This window comes from Clostridium homopropionicum DSM 5847 (genome assembly GCF_001263795.1).
In the GTDB taxonomy this organism is placed as follows: Bacteria; Bacillota; Clostridia; order Clostridiales; family Clostridiaceae; genus Clostridium_H; species Clostridium_H homopropionicum.
Map to the genome: position 1 here is coordinate 355543 of NZ_LHUR01000042.1, position 22842 is coordinate 378384.

Annotated in this window: 26 protein-coding genes and 1 pseudogene; 1 reads left to right on the forward strand and 26 read right to left on the reverse strand. The window is 29.6% G+C overall.

Going from position 1 to position 22842, the window contains the following annotated elements:
- Positions 1-61: 61 nt before the first annotated feature.
- The 15 genes and pseudogenes from CLHOM_RS16770 to CLHOM_RS16835 all read right to left on the reverse strand — a co-directional run bounded on the left by CLHOM_RS16770 (position 62) and on the right by CLHOM_RS16835 (position 14432).
- The gene (locus CLHOM_RS16770) at positions 62-2131 is read right to left on the reverse strand and encodes an SPFH domain-containing protein (protein WP_052222832.1); all 2070 of its coding nucleotides are present in this window, start codon (positions 2129-2131) and stop codon (positions 62-64) included.
- 378 nt (positions 2132-2509) lie between these two features.
- On the reverse strand, positions 2510-2830 hold the full coding sequence (locus CLHOM_RS16775; protein ID WP_242846797.1) for a DUF5661 family protein: 321 nt from the start codon (positions 2828-2830) through the stop codon (positions 2510-2512).
- A gap of 169 nt (positions 2831-2999) precedes the next feature.
- On the reverse strand, positions 3000-3356 hold the full coding sequence (locus CLHOM_RS16780; protein WP_175478637.1) for a YkvA family protein: 357 nt from the start codon (positions 3354-3356) through the stop codon (positions 3000-3002).
- A 255-nt stretch (positions 3357-3611) separates the two neighbouring features.
- Positions 3612-4199, reverse strand: a complete 588-nt coding sequence (locus CLHOM_RS16785) for a LysE family transporter (protein WP_052222834.1) — start codon at positions 4197-4199, stop codon at positions 3612-3614.
- A 153-nt stretch (positions 4200-4352) separates the two neighbouring features.
- A complete protein-coding gene (locus tag CLHOM_RS16790; RefSeq protein WP_052222913.1) occupies positions 4353-5261 on the reverse strand; it encodes a LysR family transcriptional regulator in 909 nt (302 codons plus the stop codon).
- Between the two features lie 2 nt (positions 5262-5263).
- Positions 5264-6715, reverse strand: coding sequence for an MDR family MFS transporter (locus CLHOM_RS16795; RefSeq protein WP_052222835.1), 1452 nt, complete (start codon positions 6713-6715; stop codon positions 5264-5266).
- A gap of 304 nt (positions 6716-7019) precedes the next feature.
- Entirely contained in the window at positions 7020-7484 is a 465-nt protein-coding gene (locus CLHOM_RS16800) for a DUF3189 family protein (protein ID WP_052222836.1), read from the reverse strand.
- Positions 7485-7621: 137 nt separating this feature from the next.
- Positions 7622-7999, reverse strand: a complete 378-nt coding sequence (locus tag CLHOM_RS16805; protein WP_052222837.1) for a phage holin family protein — start codon at positions 7997-7999, stop codon at positions 7622-7624.
- A 142-nt stretch (positions 8000-8141) separates the two neighbouring features.
- On the reverse strand, positions 8142-8948 hold the full coding sequence (locus CLHOM_RS16810) for an MBL fold metallo-hydrolase (RefSeq protein ID WP_052222838.1): 807 nt from the start codon (positions 8946-8948) through the stop codon (positions 8142-8144).
- 82 nt (positions 8949-9030) lie between these two features.
- Complete coding sequence (locus tag CLHOM_RS16815; protein ID WP_052222839.1) at positions 9031-10917, reverse strand: endonuclease MutS2; 1887 nt, start codon at positions 10915-10917, stop codon at positions 9031-9033.
- A gap of 378 nt (positions 10918-11295) precedes the next feature.
- Complete coding sequence (locus tag CLHOM_RS16820) at positions 11296-11616, reverse strand: hypothetical protein (protein WP_052222840.1); 321 nt, start codon at positions 11614-11616, stop codon at positions 11296-11298.
- Between the two features lie 170 nt (positions 11617-11786).
- Entirely contained in the window at positions 11787-12566 is a 780-nt protein-coding gene (locus CLHOM_RS16825) for an alpha/beta fold hydrolase (protein ID WP_052222841.1), read from the reverse strand.
- Positions 12567-12581: 15 nt separating this feature from the next.
- Entirely contained in the window at positions 12582-13148 is a 567-nt protein-coding gene (locus CLHOM_RS16830; protein ID WP_052222842.1) for a cysteine hydrolase family protein, read from the reverse strand.
- Between the two features lie 406 nt (positions 13149-13554).
- Positions 13555-13804 (reverse strand): annotated as a pseudogene (locus CLHOM_RS18080) (GyrI-like domain-containing protein).
- 241 nt (positions 13805-14045) lie between these two features.
- A complete protein-coding gene (locus CLHOM_RS16835) occupies positions 14046-14432 on the reverse strand; it encodes a hypothetical protein (RefSeq protein WP_052222843.1) in 387 nt (128 codons plus the stop codon).
- A 143-nt stretch (positions 14433-14575) separates the two neighbouring features.
- Between CLHOM_RS16835 and CLHOM_RS16840 the strand changes: the two genes are divergently transcribed.
- Positions 14576-15004, forward strand: coding sequence for a hypothetical protein (locus CLHOM_RS16840; RefSeq protein ID WP_052222844.1), 429 nt, complete (start codon positions 14576-14578; stop codon positions 15002-15004).
- A 430-nt stretch (positions 15005-15434) separates the two neighbouring features.
- Here CLHOM_RS16840 and CLHOM_RS16845 read toward each other — a convergent pair whose 3' ends face one another.
- From CLHOM_RS16845 to CLHOM_RS16890, 11 genes are all read right to left on the reverse strand, one after another.
- On the reverse strand, positions 15435-15770 hold the full coding sequence (locus CLHOM_RS16845) for a DJ-1/PfpI family protein (RefSeq protein ID WP_052222845.1): 336 nt from the start codon (positions 15768-15770) through the stop codon (positions 15435-15437).
- Between the two features lie 19 nt (positions 15771-15789).
- Entirely contained in the window at positions 15790-16119 is a 330-nt protein-coding gene (locus CLHOM_RS16850) for a hypothetical protein (protein WP_052222846.1), read from the reverse strand.
- A gap of 18 nt (positions 16120-16137) precedes the next feature.
- Positions 16138-16296, reverse strand: a complete 159-nt coding sequence (locus CLHOM_RS18590) for a hypothetical protein (protein ID WP_175478636.1) — start codon at positions 16294-16296, stop codon at positions 16138-16140.
- 328 nt (positions 16297-16624) lie between these two features.
- Positions 16625-17077 carry a peptide deformylase gene (gene def, locus CLHOM_RS16855; RefSeq protein WP_052222847.1) on the reverse strand — a complete coding sequence of 151 codons (453 nt, stop codon included), beginning with the start codon at positions 17075-17077 and terminating at the stop codon, positions 16625-16627.
- On the reverse strand, positions 17078-17314 hold the full coding sequence (locus CLHOM_RS16860; protein ID WP_052222848.1) for a helix-turn-helix transcriptional regulator: 237 nt from the start codon (positions 17312-17314) through the stop codon (positions 17078-17080). It lies immediately after the preceding gene.
- Positions 17315-17473: 159 nt separating this feature from the next.
- Entirely contained in the window at positions 17474-18154 is a 681-nt protein-coding gene (locus tag CLHOM_RS16865; RefSeq protein ID WP_052222849.1) for an ABC transporter ATP-binding protein, read from the reverse strand.
- Positions 18154-19794: an ABC transporter permease gene (locus CLHOM_RS16870; protein ID WP_052222850.1), complete on the reverse strand. Its 1641-nt coding sequence runs from the start codon at positions 19792-19794 to the stop codon at positions 18154-18156. Before CLHOM_RS16870 ends, CLHOM_RS16865 begins: the two co-directional genes overlap by 1 nt.
- A gap of 114 nt (positions 19795-19908) precedes the next feature.
- Complete coding sequence (locus CLHOM_RS16875; RefSeq protein WP_139205592.1) at positions 19909-20979, reverse strand: Fe(3+) ABC transporter substrate-binding protein; 1071 nt, start codon at positions 20977-20979, stop codon at positions 19909-19911.
- A gap of 219 nt (positions 20980-21198) precedes the next feature.
- Complete coding sequence (locus CLHOM_RS16880; RefSeq protein ID WP_052222852.1) at positions 21199-21378, reverse strand: hypothetical protein; 180 nt, start codon at positions 21376-21378, stop codon at positions 21199-21201.
- Between the two features lie 197 nt (positions 21379-21575).
- Positions 21576-22451 (reverse strand): cyclic di-GMP-binding domain-containing protein, MshE-related, encoded by an 876-nt coding sequence (locus tag CLHOM_RS16885; RefSeq protein WP_052222853.1) that lies wholly within the window; start codon positions 22449-22451, stop codon positions 21576-21578.
- 4 nt (positions 22452-22455) lie between these two features.
- On the reverse strand, positions 22456-22836 hold the full coding sequence (locus tag CLHOM_RS16890) for a response regulator (protein ID WP_052222854.1): 381 nt from the start codon (positions 22834-22836) through the stop codon (positions 22456-22458).
- Between the last annotated feature and the right edge of the window lie 6 nt (positions 22837-22842).

Below are 22842 nucleotides of genomic sequence, written 5' to 3' on the forward strand. Positions count from 1 at the left end.
AAGCCTACGAAAGTAGGCTTGTAGGCTTATTTTTTCACCGTTCTAGTTTAGGTTAATAAATTTACTTTAAATTTCCCTTGTTAGATTCATCATCATTAGCCTCTTCATTTACTTTAGATACATTTGTAATTGGTGTATTGTCTATTTCTTTTTCTGTTATTCCATTATCCTCTTCAGTATCTTTTGCTATATCTATTCCTAGTTGTTTATTCATAGTAAGAGCAAGGACTGTATCTAATATACTTGCATTACTATGTTCTCCATTTCTACCAAGAGTTACTATATTTTTAGGCACTATAGGTACTTTTGCTATTTTTATAGCCTCAGCAAACTTTTCACCAATTATTTGAGCTACCTGATATTGAGGTCCACCGTATGCTTCTACTTGCTTATTTATTGCTACAGCTTTAGCTATACCTACTTTTTCCTCTTTTTCTGCTTCAGCAGAAGCAATAATTTTAATTTCAGCTGCTCTAGCTTCAGCTAATGCTTTTATTTGTTCTGCTTCTTGAAGTGCCTTTCTAAATTCAGCGGCACCCTTATTTGATTCTATATCAATATTGATTTCAGATTCAGTTAAAGCAGATTGTTGTCTTGCTTTAGCCTCAGATTCTTTTAAAATCTTTTCTTTTTCAGCAGCATATGTTTGATGTTTGTATGTTTCAATTTGCTCTTTTGCAACTTGTCTATCCCTTAACTGTTGTAGAATTGTTTCTATTTTTTTATCATTTTCAGCCGAAGGAGTTCCGATTAATACTTCTTCAAGCTCTAAGCTGTAATGATTAAATTTTTCTTTCATTTTATCAGCAGCTTCTTCTTGAATTTCTGTTCTTTGTTGAATAAGTTCTATTAGAGTTCTCCTTTGTCCTATATTTTTAAAGTAAGAAGCTACCATAGGATCTAGTGTTTGTTCTACAAGCATTTTTATATCTCCAAATCTTTGAATAACAAGAGGGGCTTTTCTATAGTCTATATTTATTACAACTGATAAAGGTAATGTTGGTTGGAAGGCATCTTGTGTTATAATGTCTACTTCTTTTAAGTTTTCATCATACTTATGTGTTTTGTCTGTCTCTCCTTCAATCCATTTTAGTATGATGTTAGTTGTAGGTACAAGACTTATGCTACCTGCATAGGTATTAAAAGCATACTTGCCTGGATTTAATGGTTCTTTCCATACCCCTTTGCAGCCATTTTCAACAAGTTCTCCATGTTTATAGGCTTCTCCAGATTGATCCTTTCCCTTTCTTCCTGTATAACTAACAACTACCCCTACATATCCCACTGGAATAACAACTTTTTTTACCAACTCTACAGTTGCAAATAAACCATTTAGGTAGTATGTCCCATCTGTTATAACTTGATATTGTCTTCCTCTAAAACCTCCCGCCTTTAAGAATGCTTCAGGGTTTTGGAAATTATTATGATATGTTTCTCCGTCTTGAGGGTTTTCTCCAACTATAGGAGCTATAATTTCTCCATTTGGTAGAGAAGGACCATCATGTATAGTAACTATTCCAGTAAAATCACTATCACCTTGTATTATCATTGGCTTAAATCCATTATGTTCTCTTATCTTTTCGGCCATACTTTCAATAGCTTGCATTTCAGTAGCATTTCCATTGTCTATGCAGTACGTCTTATTTTCCGTTATTACTACAAATTGAGCAAGGTTAAAGGCGTAAGTACCTTCTCTAAGAATATCTCTTTGAGGACCCTTTTGCCCTCCATTTTCAATAAATGCTCTAACATCTTGAAAGTTATTGCTTTCTTTTATTACTTTACCTAAGCTTTGAGTTGGTTCGAGTGCCTGTCCATCTCGTGCAAAGACATATCCTATTTGCCCTTGGGGTATTGTTATAAGTGGAGCTTTTTTCACTTTATACATTATAGCAGACCTAAAATGTATACCCGCCCTTAGTACATCAGGTTGATATCCAGCTTCTTTATTCAATGCAATGATTGAGTTCTTTAGTGATCCTTTTGTGGACCACCATTTTTCCACTATACCTATTTCATTACTTTTAATTACTCTTAATCCTAAAATGTAAGTTATAAGAATGTTTAGCAATATTATCCCTAATATTGCTATTCCTATAACTTTTAAAAGTACTATAATTATCTCAGGCATATTTTTATTCCCCCTATTTCATTATATTGTTTATACTTTTTACTGACTCCTAATTGTTTGAAAATTCATAGTTTAGAATTGGTCCTACTAATTTAGCTGCTCTCTCCTTCACCATTAATATTTTTTCTTTATATTACTATTATACCTTTAATATGTAATTAATTCCACATATTGCAGAAATGAATTCACTCTTAAATATTTTGATGAAAACAAAAAATAAATGTCTCCGCAAATAATTCAGAGACACTTTACAAAAATATGACTTAATTTAGTATTTTGCTAGCTTTATTCTATAGTTAGCATTTCAGTTTTAAGAAAATTGTGTCATGTCATTGCATTTTAAAACATTCTTACAATCGGTGAATTACCTTTTAAAATTTAATAACCCCAATATTCTTCTGCTTCTTCCTCCATTTTAGTTAGCCGTTTATAATAATCTGAATATTCATTTAAGTGAGCAAGAGTTATTTTGCCAGTTATAATAGGATCATCATTAGTTATGTTAGTAAATGGATTAATACTACCATGCTCTAATTCAACATTTAATCCAATTCTAAATTGTTCTACATTAAACTTGTCAAATTTAATATTCAAATATTTGGCAATCGATGCTGCTTCTTCTATAGTAAAATTTTTTTTAGGAGAAATACTTTTATCATTACCTCTCATCATCTTATAGAAATAAGGACACCTGTACATATATACCTCCATAAAAAGTAAATATTACAATATATTATGTATAAAAAATTGTTTTGATACATAATATAATTGCTATATTTTATATTATAGAATAATGTTATTACTCTTAAGCACCTTGTTTTTATCGCACCGTATTATGACCCCCTTTTAATTTAGTTTTATTAGAATATTACGTAATAATTAAAAATACTAATAAAATCCATATTAATATCATTGGAATTGCAAAATACCACCTTTTAGGTTTTCCACTACTCCATAAGTTTTCTGCTTCACTTCTGCATTGATTAAATATTTCTTCTGGTATAAATTTTATTGTAATTACAACAAGTATTGGAAGTAAAATTAGATCATCTAACAAACCTATAACCGGTATAAAATCTGGTATAAAATCAATAGGTGATAGCGCATATCCAATTGTAATTCCCGCAAAAATCTTTGCTATTACTGGTGTTTCTTTTTTCTTCAAAGCAATGAATAAAGCAGGTATATCTGACTTTAATTTTCTTGCTCTAACTTTTAAATCCATTATTTAAATCTCCTATTCACTGTTATGTTTTATTTCACGTTAAAATTTTTTAGGTAAATTAAAGTTTATTTTGTATATAATAATTCATTCTAATTGAAAATATACTTACATTTGTTACAATTAATTTTTGCTGTTAACTATCCCCTAGAGCTTTTACCTCCTAGAGAATCAGGAGAATTTAACCTGGAGTAAATATAAAAAAGAAAGCCGCCATGACTTTCTTCTTCCTTAACTATTTAAGCTCATTTCCCTCGTTTATTTAAATAACATACCATAAGCGCACTCTAGAAGAATAAGTGCTAAAATAATATTAATTACTTTGAAATATCTTATATAAGCCCTCTGAAATATAGCTCCAAATACAGCCCATAATGTAGTTGCAATACTTCCAATAGTTGAAATTAGCATACTAAAAAATATTAACATTCCGAAAGAACTATGATAAGGCAAAACATATCCTGTTAAGGCAGTAATTCCGAATAAATATATTTTTACATTGACAAATTGTAGGATAAATCCTACCAAAGGCGAAACCCCTTCTCCATTAGAACTTTCCTCTGGTCTACTACGAAAAATATGAATTGCTAGAACTGCAATATAAACTGCTCCAACATATTTTAGAACAAATATTAATGGATTCAGAAGCTGATTTAATCCAAAGGTAAAAACTGCGCATAATGCTTGGACACAATAGTATCCAGCAAATATTCCCAGTAACGTTTTCTTACCATTTTTCCATCCATAGTTGCTCATGGTGTTAAAAGCTAATATGTTACCTGGCCCTGGTGTAAAAGCATTGATAATTGCATATACTAAAAATGCTATGATTGCCTGTGTATTCATCTTGTTTATCCTCCTTCAAATTATAAGCTTTCATACTGCTGTAAATCGCTTCCTAAAAATCATAGCACATACTATTGATATATCATAATTTCAATAAAATATGGCTTGCCATAGTTTTAAACTATAGCGAGCCACTTTCTAAAATTCCTAATATTATAGCAAATCCGAAGCTATTTTCTTCAATGCCTCTAAGTAGATTTCTCCTAGCCTGCTGAGAATCATATCTTTATGTACAATAGTCCCTACCTGTATTTTTTCCTCTACTTCCAAAGGAACAGAAACAATATCATCTCCATGCAAGTATTTTGGGAATAAACCTGTTGAAATTGTGTATCCATTTAGACCAATCATAAAGTTTACAATGGCAGCCCTATCACTTACCTTAATACTTTTTTTCACAGTTCGTGTGCTAAGTATCTCCTCGGCAAAATAAAAAGAATTATACTGTCCCTGGCTAAAGGATAAACATGGATACTGATCAAGTTCTTCTATTCTTATACTCTTTTGTGTTGCTAGAGGATGTCTGCTATAGAGAAATACATGTGGTTTTGCAACAAATAGCTCTGTAAAAATGAGGTTATTTTCCTCGAATATCTTATGAAGCACAGCTTCATTATAGTTACTCAGATAGATAATTCCAATTTCACTATGCAGGTTCTTTACATCCTCGATGATTTCCCAAGTTTTCGTCTCATTTATAGTAAACTCATACTCCTCTGCACCAAATTCCTTTACCAAATCCACAAAAGCATTAGCAGCAAAGGTGTAGTGCTGTGTAGATACAGAAAATTTCTGCTTTACTGTCTTTTCATTGAGATATTTTTCTTCTAATAAATTAGTCTGTTGCAGTACTTGTCTAGCATATCCTAGAAACTCCGCACCTTCATTTGTAACAAGAATGCCTTTGTTAGTTCTTGTAAAAATAGTAGTTTTTATTTCTGTCTCTAATTCCTTAATAGCATTTGAAAGACTTGGTTGACTTATAAACAGGCTCTTAGCAGCTTCACTTATAGAACCTTTTTCAGCAACTTCAATTGCGTATCTTAGCTGTTGTAAAGTAATTCTCATTTATACTCACCTACTATTTTAGGCATTGCTATTGATAATATTACAGATAGGATAGATATTATTATAAATATTATAAAAAGAGCATGCAAAGAACTATTCAAAGAAAGCTTTATTTGCTCGCTTGTTACTCCAGAGCTGTATGCAGTAGACTTATATAAATTGCTTGGATCTACTCCTTTTATGCCAAGCTGAGTAAAATACTTAACTATATATAAGTTGAATATACTTCCGAATACACTTACACCTATTGTTTGTCCTAATGTCCTAAGCAATGAATTAGTAGCAGTGGCAGCACCTCTTTTGTTATATTCTACAGATTCTTGAATAATTATAGTTAAAATAGTAAAAGAACCACCAAATCCAAAACCCATAATAAAGACATAAACTAGTATTAATAATAATGAAGAATTTATTCCTAATGTAGGAAGAAGTATGGCACTTATAAGCAAAATAATATTAGATACTACTGTTACTGCTTTTACTCCATATTTTACTATGAATTTACCTAACAGTACAGAAGCTATGAGCCAGGAAAGTGACATAGGTGCTAGAGCTAAACCTGATACAGTAGCATTAAAGCCTAGTACATTTTGTATATATATTGCCATATAAACATCTGCACCTATTAATATAGCTGAAGCTAAAAAGCTTATTAAATTTACAATTGTGCTTGTTTTAGTAAATATGTCAAAAGGCATAATTGGCTCTTTTGCTTTTTTTTCTATTTTATAGAATGCAATTAGAAATATAATTGTTATAATTAATGATATTACAATAAATATATTATGATTATAACTTGCATTTTCACTTGATAAGAAAATATTCAAAAATACAATCATTGCTACAGATAAAGTAATAATTCCTGCGTAATCAATTTTATGTTTTGTCTTCTTAAAGTTTTCCTTTAGATTTTTCTGAATAAGTATAATTGATAATATGCCAAAAGGAATGTTTATAAAAAATATCCAATTCCAAGACAGCATGTCTATTAAGATTCCTCCTAGGAATGGCCCTACAAGGCTTGCAATTCCCCATACGGTACTTATACCTCCTTGAACCTTTGGCCTTTCCTCCAATGTAAATACATCTCCAACAATTGTATATGTAACTGTAAATATTGCACCTGCTCCTATTCCTTGAATTGCACGAAATCCAATTAACATATACATATTTTGTGATAATCCACACAAGAAACTTCCAACTAAAAATATAATTATTCCTATTGAAAGCATATTTTTTCTTCCATATAAATCTGATAGCTTACCATATATAGGAGTTGAAATTGCAGAGGTTAATAAGTATACCGAAAAAACTAAACTAATAATTTCAAAACCTTGCAGATCCTTGACTATGGTTGGTACAGCCGTTGTTACAACAGTTCCCTCAATGGCTCCTAAAAACATTGCTACCATTAATGCTATTACTATATTTCTCTTTCTTAAATCCATTCTCTATATCCTTCCTTACTAATTTCTTAGTTGCGTTTATTAATCAGTCTTTATAATTATATATATATTAACTAATTTATACAATAAAATAATAAACTCAACTTTCGTCTTGTTAATCCTGGTTCTGGTAAATGCTTAATATCTTCTTCAGTTAGTATGTCTTTTTCAAATTCTTTAGAATGCTCTAATTGCCTCTTAACCTCTGTGTTATAGGTTCTCTTAAGTTCCAGTGATTTATAAATCAAAAACGAAACTATCATAATTTTAATAGAAAAGCTTCATCCCATGTCAGGATAAAGCTTTTCTAAACATAATTTTTAATATTATTTTTTACATTCTTAACCACATTAACTATATCCATATAAGCCTGTTGTGTTCCTTTTGTTACAATTGGTCTGCCAAAGTTTACCCAATGCAGCTTTCTTGAAGTGTATCCACCTATATTCATAAGCAAATTTACAGTTGGCTTAGTATCTACAATAAAAAGTCCTTTATCATTCCCTAGTAAACTAGAATACATATCATTAATAACAGATACTACTAGGTTTGGATTATACATTCTAGCTAAAGTATAAACTTTTATTTTATACTCATCTTCTCCAATATATATTAATCGTCCAATTTGATCCTTTTCAATTTTATCAAAGGTTGGCAAATCAAGCAGTTCATCCTTATTTGGTACTCTGTCCATTGGCAATTTATTGATATGCAAGTTAGCTGCTACTGCTGTAGAATGAGCTCCTCCAACATCATGATATATTACTATCATATTACTACACCTACTTCTGCAATGTTATAAATATAAAAAACATATAAAGAATTGTTTAAAATATTAGAAATAATTTTAAACAATTCTTTAAAATATAATTACTAAACTATAAAAAATTTAAATATTGAAAATTATAATTACATTGCTCTTCCAGGGATTATTGCATCTATTATTCCAATAACTAAAGCTGCTAATATAGCACCTATTATAGACACTCTCATATAAGGAACTAAGAATTGAGCTAAATATATTATTATTGCAGAAATAACAAATCCTTTTAATCCCTTTCCAAAAGGTGAAGCATCCACTCCCATAAAAGATTCTACCAAGTAATCTAGTACAGTTATTACAACTGCAGCTAATATAAATGACCATAAACCACTAATTGTAAAACCAGGTGTTAGAAATGATGTTATTGCTAAAATTACTGCAACAAGTACAAATCTTATTAGCCACTGCCCAATACCTTTACCACGTGTATTTTTTTCTGTTTCAACTTTTTTATCATTTGCCATTAATATTTACCTCCTATATAAACAATAAATTTTTTAACTATATACATAGTGTGCTTATATAATTAAAAAATATTACATTATAAAATTGATAAAAAATGCAAATAATAAATTTACAATTTAATAGCCTGTCTATTTAGCGATATTACCAGTTTATTTCCAAACCTACTCCAACTTCTTTCACAGGCAAAACTTTATGTATTTCTGCTCTAACAACAAATGAAGTACAATGGCAAGGATATAATTCCTTTAAATCGTTCTGTTTTATGTAATCTACAGTTTTATTAACCTGTTCATTTACTTGAAATAAATGAAATCCTCCTATAACTCCTAATACTCTATTATCTCTACATACTTTTTTTGCATATTCTATTATGTTACATATACCGCTGTGGGAACAGCCTGTAATAATATAAATACCATTTTTACTTTCATATACAAGGGCTGTATCATCTAATACATAATCATCAACTGAAGTTTCCCCAACAATTTGTATGCCAATAGGCTTTCTAATTTCGAAATTATTTATTTGAGGTATTTCTCCTAAAAAAGTTATATGTTTGCTGACTTTAATAGGTTCTTTAGAAAGAATTAGATTACATTTATCTTTAAGTTCTTCTTCTAAAATAGGAGAACAAATTTTTAAACCATCTATTATTTTTTCTTTAAATGCGTCTGGATGAGCAATAATAGATATATTATTTTTATATTTTTGCTCAAAGTAATCTTTTAATCCCCTTGTGTGGTCATCGTGCCCATGTGAAATAACAATAGTGTTTATATTTTCTAAATCTATCCCTAATGCAGCAGCGTTTTTTAGAAATAAATCAGAATACCCCACATCCAATAGTAAGCTTACATCCTCATCTTCAATATAATAGGAAACAGCAGGTTCACCACAATAATATTGGTCAATGTATGTATTATTATCTACTAGCACTTTTAGTTTCACATTGTTGCCTCCTTTGCTATAATATCAGTTAATTTAATATTAAGATTGCTGAAAAAACTCCTTGATTAATAAACTATAATTATCATTTTAAGCTATCTTTTCTTATTTTTTTTAATGCTTTTTTAGAACCCCTCTCAATATCTCTTTCTAGCTTTCTTTCCTTATAGCTGACAAATAACTGATTTAAATCATAACCCTCTGGATAAAGCTCACAGGCCTTTATTTCTAGTTTTATTCTCTTATAATTAACCTGAATAAACTCATTATTATACAATACAACAACATTATTTAATCTGTCTCTTTCCTTGTAAATAATAGCTGACTCATTATTTTCTAAAAGAATAACTTTATCTCCAACAGAGTATTCATATAAATTTTCATCTTCCTTTACCTCTTTACTTTTAAGAACCTTACTATCTTTTATTAAATCGTAATTATAGTTTTTAGTATTTATATATTCTCTTGCTTTATCGATGATTGAATCGTATAAGCCCATCTTTTTAGAGATATACAAAGCATTACTATCCCCTACTTTTCCTATACTAAGTTTATACAGTGGTTCCAGGCTATCCTTTTCAAACTCCATAGCTGCATTTTCAAAATCAGGGTGTTCTTTTGAAAAGTTTTTTATTTCTCCATAATGAGTAGTTGCTACAATTATGCAACCCTTATGATACAACTCTTCTAGTATTGCAATAGCCAAAGCTGAGCCTTCATTAGGCTCTGTTCCACTGCCAATTTCATCGAACAATAATAATGTTGACTTTGTGCTTTTTCTTATTATCTCAGCTAGATTCTTTACATGTGATGAAAATGTGCTTAAAGCATTTTCAACGCTTTGGTTATCACCTATATCAACAAATACATTGTTAAATACTGAAATCTCTGTGCCTTCTTCAGCTGCAATGTGAAATCCTGATTGTATTGCTAATGTTAATAATCCAATTGTCTTTAATACTACGGTTTTCCCCCCTGCATTTGGGCCAGTTATTATTAATCCTCTGTAATTTTCACCAATTTCAAAATCCAAAGGAACACTATTCTTAATTAAAGAATATCTGGCTTTAATTATTTTAATATATCCATAGTCATTTAGCTTAGGCATAATTCCATCTATTTCTTTGCTATATTTAGCTTTAGCTAAAATCATATCATACTCAGATATAACATCAATATTCATCTTTAAATCTCTCATTCTTTCGAAAAGCATATCTGTTAAAGCAGCTAATATCTTGTATTCTTCAACAGCTTCTTCTGCTTTTAATACACTTAATTCACTTGTATACTTGGAGATAACATTTGGCTCCATAAAAACCGTAGTACCTCTTGAAGAGGCTTCAATAATAGTTCCTTGAACTTGATTTTTATATGCTATCTTAATTGGAATTGTATATTTGCCATTTCGCTGACTGATAAAGAATTCTTGAATATATTCTTTATTTTCATTACTTTTGAGGAATTTATCTAATCTATCCTTTATTTTACCATCACATAAATCAATATGCCTTCTTATTTTTTTTAGTTCTTTACTAGCATTTGAGTCAACCATACTTCCTCTAATTGAAATATTTATTTCATCTTCAATATAGCTTAAGTCAGAGATATTTTCCCCATACGCACTTAAAGTAGGTGCATATCCTTCCTTATCCTTTATGAACAGCTTAACTTTTCTGCATCCTCTTAAAAAGTTTGACATCATAGTCAAATCAGCTGCCTCTAAAGATGCTCCCTTTTCTATCTTATCAATAAGAGGCAATATATTAAAAATCCCCTCTAAGGGCATATGATAGGAAGCATCTATTAATGCTCTTCCCTCTGAGGTTTCATTTAGTCTTTGTTTTACGACTTTAATATTATTACTTGGCTCTAATTTATCAATTAATATTTTTCCTAATCCACTAACGCAATATCCTTTCACTATTTCCTTTAACTCATAGTAATGTAATTTTTCTAAGGTTTCCTTATTCATATTAATATTCCTTTCTAATTTTATTACATTACAAGCCAACGAAATCCTGATAGATTTCTAATTTTATAAAACAAAAAAGCCATGGATACCTCCACAGCTTTAAATTCTACAATTAATAAAGGTAATTCTATTACCTCTCCAAAGTAAATTCGTGGACTTGTATCTTCAATAGTACAAATTAATTCCATAACAAATAGAAGGTATACAATACCTTATTTGAAAGAACTAATATTAAGTTAACTATTTTAGATACTAGACACTCACAAAAATACCTCTCTTCATAGAAATCTATCTTCTTCAATATATATTAAAATTTATATAATTGTCAATATAATAGACATCAAAAATTTAATGTTCTCCACAAAATCCTTCCTGACATTATAAATGGCGCTCATATTGAATCCATGAATATAATCTTACACATAAAACTACTAATGACACCACTGAAAAAAAACGAAGTTCTTCAATAAATAGTACAACAATTCCTAAAATTACTGCCAATATTGTACTTACGTTGGCACTAGTCCCATTTATTGGTTTATTTCCTACAAATATCGTTGATATCCCTTTTAACTCCTTAGAAAAGCATTTTTCATGATATGGAACAATATATATAAATTTATTTGTTACAACTAAATCATCCTTGCTTTTAATTTCTCCAACACACTTTTCGCAATAAATAGTCTTATTTTCTCTCATTCTAACCCCCATTATCTAATTAATAATATTTTGCTGTTATACATAATAAATAAATGTTTAAAGCATGTTCTTTATTATCTTTATCAATAAATTCTAGTTAATCTAACTCTATAAATTACTAATTTATAATATTGAACCTTAAATTGGAAATTATATATTTATTGTAGTGTTTATAATTCTCGAGCATAAGAAATCCCCTTTTTAATTGCTTCTGCTAATCCCTTTGGATTTTCCCAAGCCATAGAATGTCCTGCCGATTTTACAATTTCAATATTTATCATGTGTCTCTCCAGCTCAATTTGGTCATCATCTGGTAAAGATTTTTCACCAAAAATGAATGTCTTTTTACATTGCAATGAATATAATATTTCACGCCATGATGGTTCTTCTCCAACAACTGCTGATTTTGAAATTCTACTAATTGCCGTAGAAGAACAAACTGATAATGTGGATGACCACATAGAATTTACACTAGAATTTTCATTGACAACTTCATCAAATATTCCATTTACAAAATCGTCTTCTTGATAGTTTCCAAATTCGTAACTTGATGAGCCTTCACTGCTTTTATCTAAATTAGCTTCACTAAGAATAATTGTTTCAATATTATCTCTACATTTATCTGCAAGTTCAAGTGCAATAGGGCCTCCTAAACTATGTGCAAAAATAATAAACTTATCAAGTTTTAGGTCTTGTACAAAATTATATAAATAGTTTGCATGTTCTTTTATCGTATATAAATAATCATCTGGTTTATCACTAAATCCACTGCCAAGCAAATCTATTAATATTCGCCTGTGCTCAATTAAATCGGTTTGTGCTGCTACCTCAGGATAATCAAAAGATCCTGCACAGCCTAATCCATGAATAAATAATATTGGTGTATCTTTACCTGGTAAATCATGATACCTCATTTTATTATTTTCATTATCAACTATGTATTCCTTCATACAAAACCTCCATAATTAAACATAAATTTTTTTATCTTTTTCTAAATCATTTGAATTTAGCCATTTCATTCTTTTATTTGTTTCATCCAGTGAAATACATTCTGAATATCTGCCATTCCACATAAATTCATTGTAATATTGATAGCTTTGCTTAGCTGACATAAATTTATTATTAACTGTTGTATTTGCATATGCTGGAACAATAATGTTAAATCCATGTTCAAATCCACATTTTATTGTAGCATCAATACAATAATCTGTTTGAAGCCCTACAATAATTATATCTTTTTCACCTTTACCTATTAAATATTCTAATAATCCAGTCCCTTTAAAAGCACTATTAACCTTTTTATCAAATATTTTTTCATCATTCATTGGTTGAAACTTTTCATATATTTCAAAGCCGTCAGTTCCTTTTGTTAATTCATTTCCTATTCCATCATCATGACGTACATATATTACTTCAATATTATTTGCCCTAGCCTCATGTATTATTTCTTTAACATTAGATACAAACCTATCAAATTCATATAATTCTTCATTTGTTATTAACTTTTGTGTATCAACGACTAATAAAACCATTTTAATCTCCTTTTTCTATTACAATTAACTAACAGATAAATTACTAATTTGTCTATTACTCAAATTTGTTCCTAATTTTATTATAACATGTTTTGTAAATATACTATTGCTTATGCTATGGTTCTACGCAACTACTATATTAAATGTTTTAAACTACATTTTAAAACAAATGAAAAAAGCACTCCATCCGACCAAGAATAGTTGTGCTTTTTCATAATTAAAATCTTTTAATTAAATCCAATAGCCCTAAAACTTAAAACGTTCTAAGGATTGCTTAGTGTTACCAACACTAAGCTTTTCTTATTTATATTATATCAAATTTTTATAAAAAATAAACCTATATAATTTTTTCTATTTAAAAATTTAAATCTCAATAACATAAATTAGAATTTGTTTTAATATTCTTTTATAATATTGGTACGCAAATTTCACAATAATGCTTATTTATCATCTGCATTGCATAGCGTTCAAAAATAGGTCTTCTATCATCAAATTCATAATTTCTTTTTTATAATTGAACTTTCATTAAATAAGTTTTTTCCTCTAGCCCAACTTTTTAATTGTTCCACTATTTGCACATTCTCTAAACCGTAAGGACCTGTTCTTCGTATATAAGCAATTTTATATGATGGTATCATTTCAATATTAATATCCATAACTTACCTTCTTTTTTAATAGAGTACATCGATGCCTGAATTCATCATATAATGCTTAAAAATGTATTTCAACTTATTTTTTAAAATTGCACTTGGGACACTCTATAAGAAAATTGCATTTTAAGCATAGCTATTTTTAAATTCTAAAATTTATGTTATTTTAAACTCCTATATTCATTTTCAAGTTAAACACTCTCCTCAATACTTATTTGACCATATTTTACTATCATAGGCTAAAAAGTTAAGAAGACAATTTATCTTTATAAAAATATTTTCTTTTTGTTAAAGTATATACTAATACTATAGATGACCATATTGCATTCCCATAAAAAATTTGTTCATTATATTGCTGAGACAAAATAATACTTACCGCTAAAAAGTATACAGTGTAAGTTATCATTAGCCAGAATGCCCATTTTGCAAATCTTAAATATCCAAAAGCCATTACAAGAAAAACTATAGAAACTACTATTCTCATTATATCCTCAGGAATATTTGGTAATCCAAATCTAAATGCAATTCCAAATTTGTCTGTGGCATTTGTGAACAATGTTATTATCAATACTAAAGCACCAAAAACATAGAAACCTCCAATTAACGTTATTCCTAAAGGTCTTTTTTCCTCCATAATTATTCCTCCTGCAAATTCGTAATGATTTACCGTCATGACTCAATATAAAGATATTGTCAGTTAGCAATAAAAAAGAAGCCTTAAATTAATATATAATAACTGTAGTTTATAATGGGAACAATAGCAATGAGGTGATCCATATGACTAAAAAATTAGTAGTTTCAGTATATTTTTTACTTATATTTCTATATACAACGCATACAAACGCCCAGGATTTTAAATATGTTGAAATCTTTGACCCAAAGCAAGATGCAGTTGTAAAAGTAGTTCAGTTAAATCCTCAAATTCAGAGTATTATTGCAAATTGGGTTAAAAATATTGACGGTATATATGGCAAGAATAATCCTTTTACTGATGATGGATATGCGGTTAAAGTTCCATTAGAGCCTGCTGTTAAAGTCTATTGTAATTCTATTAATGCAATTGTCAGTGAAGTATATATAATAATTCCTAAGACCGAACCTGCATTTTATTTGATATTTGAAAATGAAAATAAAACATCTTGTTTCCTATTTAATGGTGATATAAATATATTGTCAAATATTCTTGATTTTAATTTGAAACTATAAAGAATTTTCTAATGAAATTTGAATTGTCTAGCTCCTTTGCTTTTTGTATTGTTGTAACAGCCTTATTAACATCTTTTGTCAGCCAAGCCTGAGCAAACCTATATGATAGTGATTTGTATTTATTTTTTATTAGCCTTATTCCTTTATAAACTATAAATATGGCTATAAGAGCATAAAATACTAAAGAAAATACTGAGGTAATCGCCTTTTACATTGAGGACATCTCCAAAATATAAGACTTGTAATAACAGCGATTGTTACCATCACTAATCCAATAATTAACAAAGGTATTACTCTTAACAAGTAGCCTAATATATTAAATGGAATAGATATGAAAAAACATACTAATACAAATTTCCGAAATTTCACTATGGTTCTCGCTCTTAATTTCATAAACTTATTTCTCTACTTTCTAATAATTCATAACATATTACTTATCATTTCTAAAAAATGTATAGTCTTCTGCCTTAATCGGTTTCTTAATTCCACTAAACCATCCTTCATCACAATCTAAATTTAGTTTGCGTGCTACCTCTATTGCAAATTCTCTATAAGCCATCCCCATTGCAGTTACAAGATTCCCATCTGTTACAAGAGGTGCTTTTACTATACATTCTGGATTTAAAAAATCATATTTATCAATATCCTCTTCAAATAGTCCTGCACAGTACTTTTTACCTTCAAGAACACCAGCCTTTGCTAACAATATTGGCGAACTTGAAATACTCGCAATTAGGATACTTTCATTATTTTTAAATTGTCTCAAAAATCTTATATATCTTTCATCATTTTTTTAGTAATGTTAATACTGAATATATAAGTACTAAGACTAGACTTATATAAACTGAACTATCAAAATAACTTTTAAATAATTGAACACTCCAATTATCTTCTCGAATAATCCAATATGATAAAAAGTTATTAATTGCTAGTCCATCATTAAGGTTTGGTACAGTAGCTGCTACATAATTTACCCCCAGGCATATTGTCGATATAATACAAATCAGAATTAGAGGCATTAATGATTTAGAAATCATAAATTCTTTACCAGAGTTCCTTTTCATTATAAACATATATACTGCCCAAAATATCAAAACTATTAATGCAAACGTCACTTTTAACTACCTCTCAAATTAATATTTATTATTGGATTTTTCATTTATATAAATATCAAGTGCTTTAATTCCTCTATTCGCAAGTTTTACAAATAATACGAACCCGTAAATTCCCATACCTATTAATCCTAAAGTAATTATTATGTATATATAATATGTAATTGTAAGCATTGCCATAAAAATCTCCTCTTAGTTATAGTTGTATATTGATATAATTATAACATTTATTCCAATATATTGTATATAAATACTGCTACAATATTGATTCCTTCTGTTAAAAATTAAATTAGTCAAAAAAATAAGCGTCTCCGCAAATAATGCAGAAACACTTTTAATATGTTTTGGCTTGCTGCCTAAATTATTAACTTAGCAATTATAATTTTTGTATAAATAATTTCCCGTCAGCTATAACTTATGTGGAAATATACGGTGGCGAAGGTGGATTCATCTGTAAATCGCTCTTTTGTACACATTGTAGCCTCCTTTGCTGTAATATTAAATAGCTCTATTTTATATATTCTGTAACTAAATCAGTAAAAAGGATACCTTCTAAATGATCTATTTCATGGCATAAACATTTTGCTAAATCTTCTGTACCAGTTAATATAATTTCCTCTCCGTTTTCATTCAATGCTTGTACTGTTACTTTTGCAGGTCTTATTAACTTTCCCCATTTATTTGGAATACTTAAGCAGCCCTCAATAACTTCTTGAGTTCCTTCTTCATTAATTATCTTTGGATTTACTAATTTTATAAGTCCTTGTCCCATATCTATTACAACTAATCGCTTTAATATGCCTACTTGAGGACCAGCTAACCCTCCGCAATTTTCCGTATTGTACATAGTATCCACCATATCATTTAATATTTCTCTTATTTTATCATCTACAACTTCAACTGCTCTGCTCTTTTTTCTTAACATTTCATCATCAAATAACCTAATTTGTCTTAATGCCATTTAAACTACACCTCTGCTTTGATCTGCTCTTGATTTTCTTTCACTTTCTTCGAAAAGAAAAACCTCTTCTATGGTACTATGGAATACTTTAGCAATATCATAAGCCAACCATATAGATGGTTCATATCTTTCTGTTTCAATGGAATTAATTGCTTGTCTTGATACACCTACAAGTTCACCTAATTGTTCTTGAGTTAATCCTAAAGATTCACGAAATTGTTTTAACTTATTTTTCATCGATTATCACTCCTGTAATGTTAACCTTACATCAATAATTTAGCATTGTTCTATGTTTAAGTCAAGTCAACCTTACATTAAGTTGAAGAAAATTAAATAGAGTCAGTACACTGAAAACTCTCCCCAGTGCACTGGCCCTTTATTTAATACTATAAGTGCTTATTTTAGAATTTCACTGGTTATTCCAATATGATCAATAATACCCTTTTCTAGTACTACTACCTTATCCGCTATGATTTTTACATCCTCCTTATCATGAGTGACAAAAATAGCTGTCATACCTGTTCTATTCAGTATCACTTTAAGCTCTTCTCGGATTTTACTCTTTAAATGTGCATCTAAATTGCTAAAAGGTTCATCTAAAAGCAGTACAGATGGCTTTGGAGCTAAAGCTCTTGCAATAGCAACTCTTTGCTGCTGACCACCACTTAGTTCATGAGGATATCTTCTAGCAAAATCCTGTAGATTTACAAGTTGAAGCATTTCCTTTACTCTGATTTCTTTTTCTTTCTTGCTAAAATTCCTGAGTCCAAACATAATGTTTTCCTCTACCGTCATATGTGGAAAAAGGGCATAATCCTGAAATACCATTCCTACTCCTCGCTTTTCTGGTACAATAAATGTATTCCTATCAAATAAAATTCTGTTATCTATAACAAGGCTTCCCTCTGACGGAGTCTCAAGTCCTGCTATTATCCTAAGAATTGTACTCTTTCCACCTCCACTTTCTCCTAAGATGGAAAGTATCTCTCCTTTTTCTATTCCAAAACTAATATTCTTAAGAGTATCTGTTTTAGCGTTTTGATATTTAAAGCTTAAGTTTTCTATATTTATAAACATTATCTCTTCTCCTTATCCCCAAATTTATATAATAAAAAGACTACAATCATGCTAACTAGAATTATAATAAGTGCTGGAATTGCCGCTTCGTGAATCTTCTCATCCCCAGCATATTCATAAGTCTTTGTAGCTAGAGTATTAAAATTAAAAGGTCTAAGTATTAATGTTAGTGGTAATTCTTTTACTATATCAACAAATACTAAGGCAAAACCGCTAATTAGTGCTGGCTTAATCATAGGTAAGTCAACTTTGAAAAAACTTTTAGTAACACCATAACCCAGTGTCCTTGAAGCTTCAAAAAACTTTATTCCTATTTTATCAAAACCTGTTTCAATAGACTGATACCCTATTGCTAAAAATCTTATAATGTAAGCAAATATCAGCATAAAGATGCTTGTACTTAATACAAGAGTCTTTGAATTTGGATCAATAACTTTATAAAGCCATACCATATTACGATCTAAACTTATCATTAATAGTATTACTCCAATAGCTATGACTGCACCTGGAATTGAGTAACCTAGAATAGATATTTTAGAAAAAACTTTAGAAATCCAATTACTATTCATTCTGCAAAAATTAGAGATGACTATAGCTATAATTATAATAACAACTGCTGATATAGCCGAAAGCCATATGGAATTAAATATAAGGCCTATTAACTTAATATTAAATATTGTTTTATAGGTTAAGGTACCCCAAGAAATTAGCTGCAGCAAAGGTATTATAAAGCCTAAACTTAAAATAATAAAGCAGTATAAAAATGCACCTGCAGCTTTTATGCCCTTTAGCTCTATTGGAATAATACCTCTTACCTTAGCAGTAGTATAAGAATACTTTTTTCTTCCTCTCAGCCATTTTTCTGACATTAATACTAGGAATACTGTAACCATAAGCATGGAGGCTAGCTTTACTGCAGTACTTGAATCCCCCATAGAAAACCAAGCATTAAATATAGCTGTAGTAAAGGTTTGAACCCCAAAATATGATACCACTCCAAAATCATTAAGTACCTCAAGTATTGCTAAGGAAGTTCCTCCAACAATAGCTCCACGGGATATAGGCAAAATTACATGTATAAAAATACTACTTGAACTTCTTCCAAGAAGTCGTGCATTTTCTATAAGTGCAGCAGATTGTTTTTCGAGAAATGACCTTGATATCATATACACATAAGGAAATAAAAATACTGAAAATATAAATACTGCTCCTTTTATGGACATTATATCAAAAGCTTTTGGATCTGGAGTAATTCTAATAGTTTCTCTAAAGAACCTTTGAACTATTCCAGTATAGTTAAATATACCGTTATATGTATAAGCAGCTATATATGGTGGTATAGTAAGAGGCAGAATTAGTGCCCATTTAAAAAATTTTCTAAAGGGAAACTCATAAGCAGCAATTAACCATGCTAGAGTAATTCCAATTGTCATAGTAAAAATCCCCGTAAATAGTACTACCTTTAAAGTACCTATAATATAGTCCTTTAAAAGGTAATTTTTTATATGGTACCAGTTCTCATTAGGTTTATCCAACAAGTGTAGTAATATAAAAATACAGGGTAACACTATTAATAGTTCAAATATAAAGCTTAATATTCCCCAAGAATTTACCTTCTGTCTTATATTTTTAAATCCCATTAATAACTTTCACATCCTTCTTTTAAATACTGATAAATTATTAAATAATAACTAAATTTTTAATTTATATATTATTCAACCCTAAAGGGCAGTCTACGAAGACTGCCCTTAAAGTTATTTCCAACCAATTTTATTCATGATTTCTACTGCTTTTTTATTGTTTTCTCCAAGCTTGGTTAAATTAATATTCTGAGTCTTAAAGTCTCCCCAAGACTTAAGAAGCTCTGAAGGTTCCACATCCTTATTTACAGGATACTCATAATTAACTGAAGCAAAGGATTTTTGGGCATCTGTACTTGATAAGAATTCTATTAACTTAACTGCATTTTCTTTATTCTTAGCACTTTTAGTAACTCCAGCACCGCTTACATTAATATGGGTTCCAGTAGTTAATTGATTAGGGAAGAATACCCCTACCTTTTCTGCAACCTTAACTTCTTCAGGATCAGAAGAGTTTGCTAATAGTCCTACATAATAAGTATTCATTATGGCAACATCACCTTCTCCTGCTACAATAGCCTTGGCTTGGTCTCTATCATTACCTTTTGGCTCTCTTGCAAAGTTTGCTACAATACCTTTGGCCCACTGTGTTGCTTTTTCTTCTCCATTTATAGAAATAAAGGAAGCAAGTAATGATTGATTATACACGGAGCTAGAAGGTCTAACTAGCACCTTACCTTTCCACTTAGCACTTGTTAAGTCTTCATATGTAGATAACTGTTCTGGTTTTACTCTATCTTTAGAATAAACAATAACTCTTGCCCTCATGGTTAATCCAATCCAAGTTCCATCCTTATCTCTTAAGTTTTCGGGAACATTTTTAGCTATAGTATCTGATAATGATGACTGAAAAATCCCTTGTTCCTTAGCTTTATGTAATTTGCCTGCATCAGCTGTGATAAACATATCTGCCTCTGAATCCTTGCCTTCTCGTACAAGCCTCTCTAGGAGTTCATCTCCTTTCCCTTCGATAATGTTAACTTTAATGCCAGTGTTCTTTTCAAAATCTGCATAAAGTTGCTTGTCTACATCATAATTTCTCTCAGTATATACATTAACTACTCCTGCTTTCTTAGGTTCTTCTTTAGAAGTACTTGTTGATGCAGTTTTACTTCCACACCCAGCTAAAATAGTTGTTATTAAGAGTACAGTTGATAATGTTGCTATTAATGACTTTTTGTTCATAATTTATCTCTCCTTTTGTGATATTTATTTTCAATAGTTATTGATTATCACTCTCAATTAAAATAGTATATTATACTTTACTCTCTGTCAATATATAAAATTTATCCACTTGTTTTTCAGTTAAAGCAAAGAAATAAAACACTCCAAATCCCAATAAGATTTTAGAGTGTTCTATTTAACTTGTAAGGTTTTATTCTATTTTATTGTTACTTTTAAAAATTAAATATTAGACATAAGACTAAAAGTTATTTTATATGCATCCCAAACTTTATTAAATATATCTTTTTCTTGAGTTATGAAAAATATTAAAAGCAAATACGAAAATCCTACAGTACTTATTATTTCCAATATGTGTCTTAATTTTAATCCACCTGAAATACTTTTCATTATATTCTCCATATTAACGCCCCTTCTTTTTTATCCTTGCTTATTGATTATTGTACTAAATTATTGCTACTGAAACTAAGATTGTTTATGTTAAATTATGTTAATTCAAAGTCAACATTATAACTTAGATTTAACATATATATTCTTAGTTTTATATAAAAAAAGCTTTCTAGATAAAACTATCTAAAAAGCTTTTAAAATTATATTTGTTATTTATTTTCCTTTATTACTAGGTTTATTCTTCCGAAGGATAAGTCTATAGGAATTATATATACATTATTTATTTTAATATTAGAATATGCTTCCTGAGGATTTAATTCTAGGGGAGTGCCTATATTAGACATATTTACCAGGAATATTCCGTTATGTAGGTTTAAGAATTCTCCTACAGAAGCCTGTGCCATTTCATCTACTTCAGTTAATTCTTCCTCAGCAAATTTTGATGCAAATTTTACAAAAAAATCCTCTTCTCCTTCAATAAAAGTATCTAAAGCTAATTCTCCCACAATTTCTTGCTTAACTATATGCCTAGCTTCATATTGTTCTGATTTAGTTACTTTTCTTACTCTAGCGTCTACATCTATGAATCTAAATAAATTTCTTATGAACAATGAAAGATAAGCCTTAAGAGTCTTTTCATTTTTACTTTCCTTAAAGTTCACAATCATATTAATAATTTCATCTACATCATCTTTTTGGATTGCTTTAAATTTTTCATCTGTTATGCCGTATTCATTTTTATATTCATTTAAGTGGCTTTCAAAATCCTTTAAAGTCATGTATTCCTTGTCAACTAGAGCTTGTCCAAGTAAAATATGTCCCTGCTTTTGAGATGATAGTAGTTCTTCTACCTGTTCTTTTGTTAACAAGCCCATTTTAACAGCTAAGTCACCAAATCTTATGTCTTCTCTTTTTTGTGCTTCATTAACCTTGTCAGCATCTTCTGCTGTCATATAACCAGCACTGACAGCTAAAACCCCTAGCTTTAATCTCACATTTTTTTGATATTCTAAAGCATCCTGAAGCTGTTTTGGTGAAACATATCCTTTATTTAATAAATATTGTCCAAAATATTGAGTAAACATATATCTATTTCTCCTTTCTGCGTAGGTTGTTTATTATTTTGTCAATTTGTTCTTGTTCCCAAGGCTTTTGTATAAACTCGAAGGCACCAGCATCTATTGCCCTTTTTAAATGTTCTTTAGTTCCTGAAGACGAAGCCATAACTACCTTTGCCTTTTGATCAAATGCCTTTATCTCTTCTACTGCCTTTATTCCATCCTTCACAGGCATTACTATATCCATGAAAACCACGTCAGGCTTATTTTCTTTATATAAGTCCACTGCCCTTTGTCCATCAGTTGCTTCTATAATTTCTGCACAACCGCATAACCCCAAGCTGTCCTTTAACTTTTTTCTCATTAACAAAGAATCATCACACACTAAAACCTTTAAAGCTTCTTTTGACATATATAT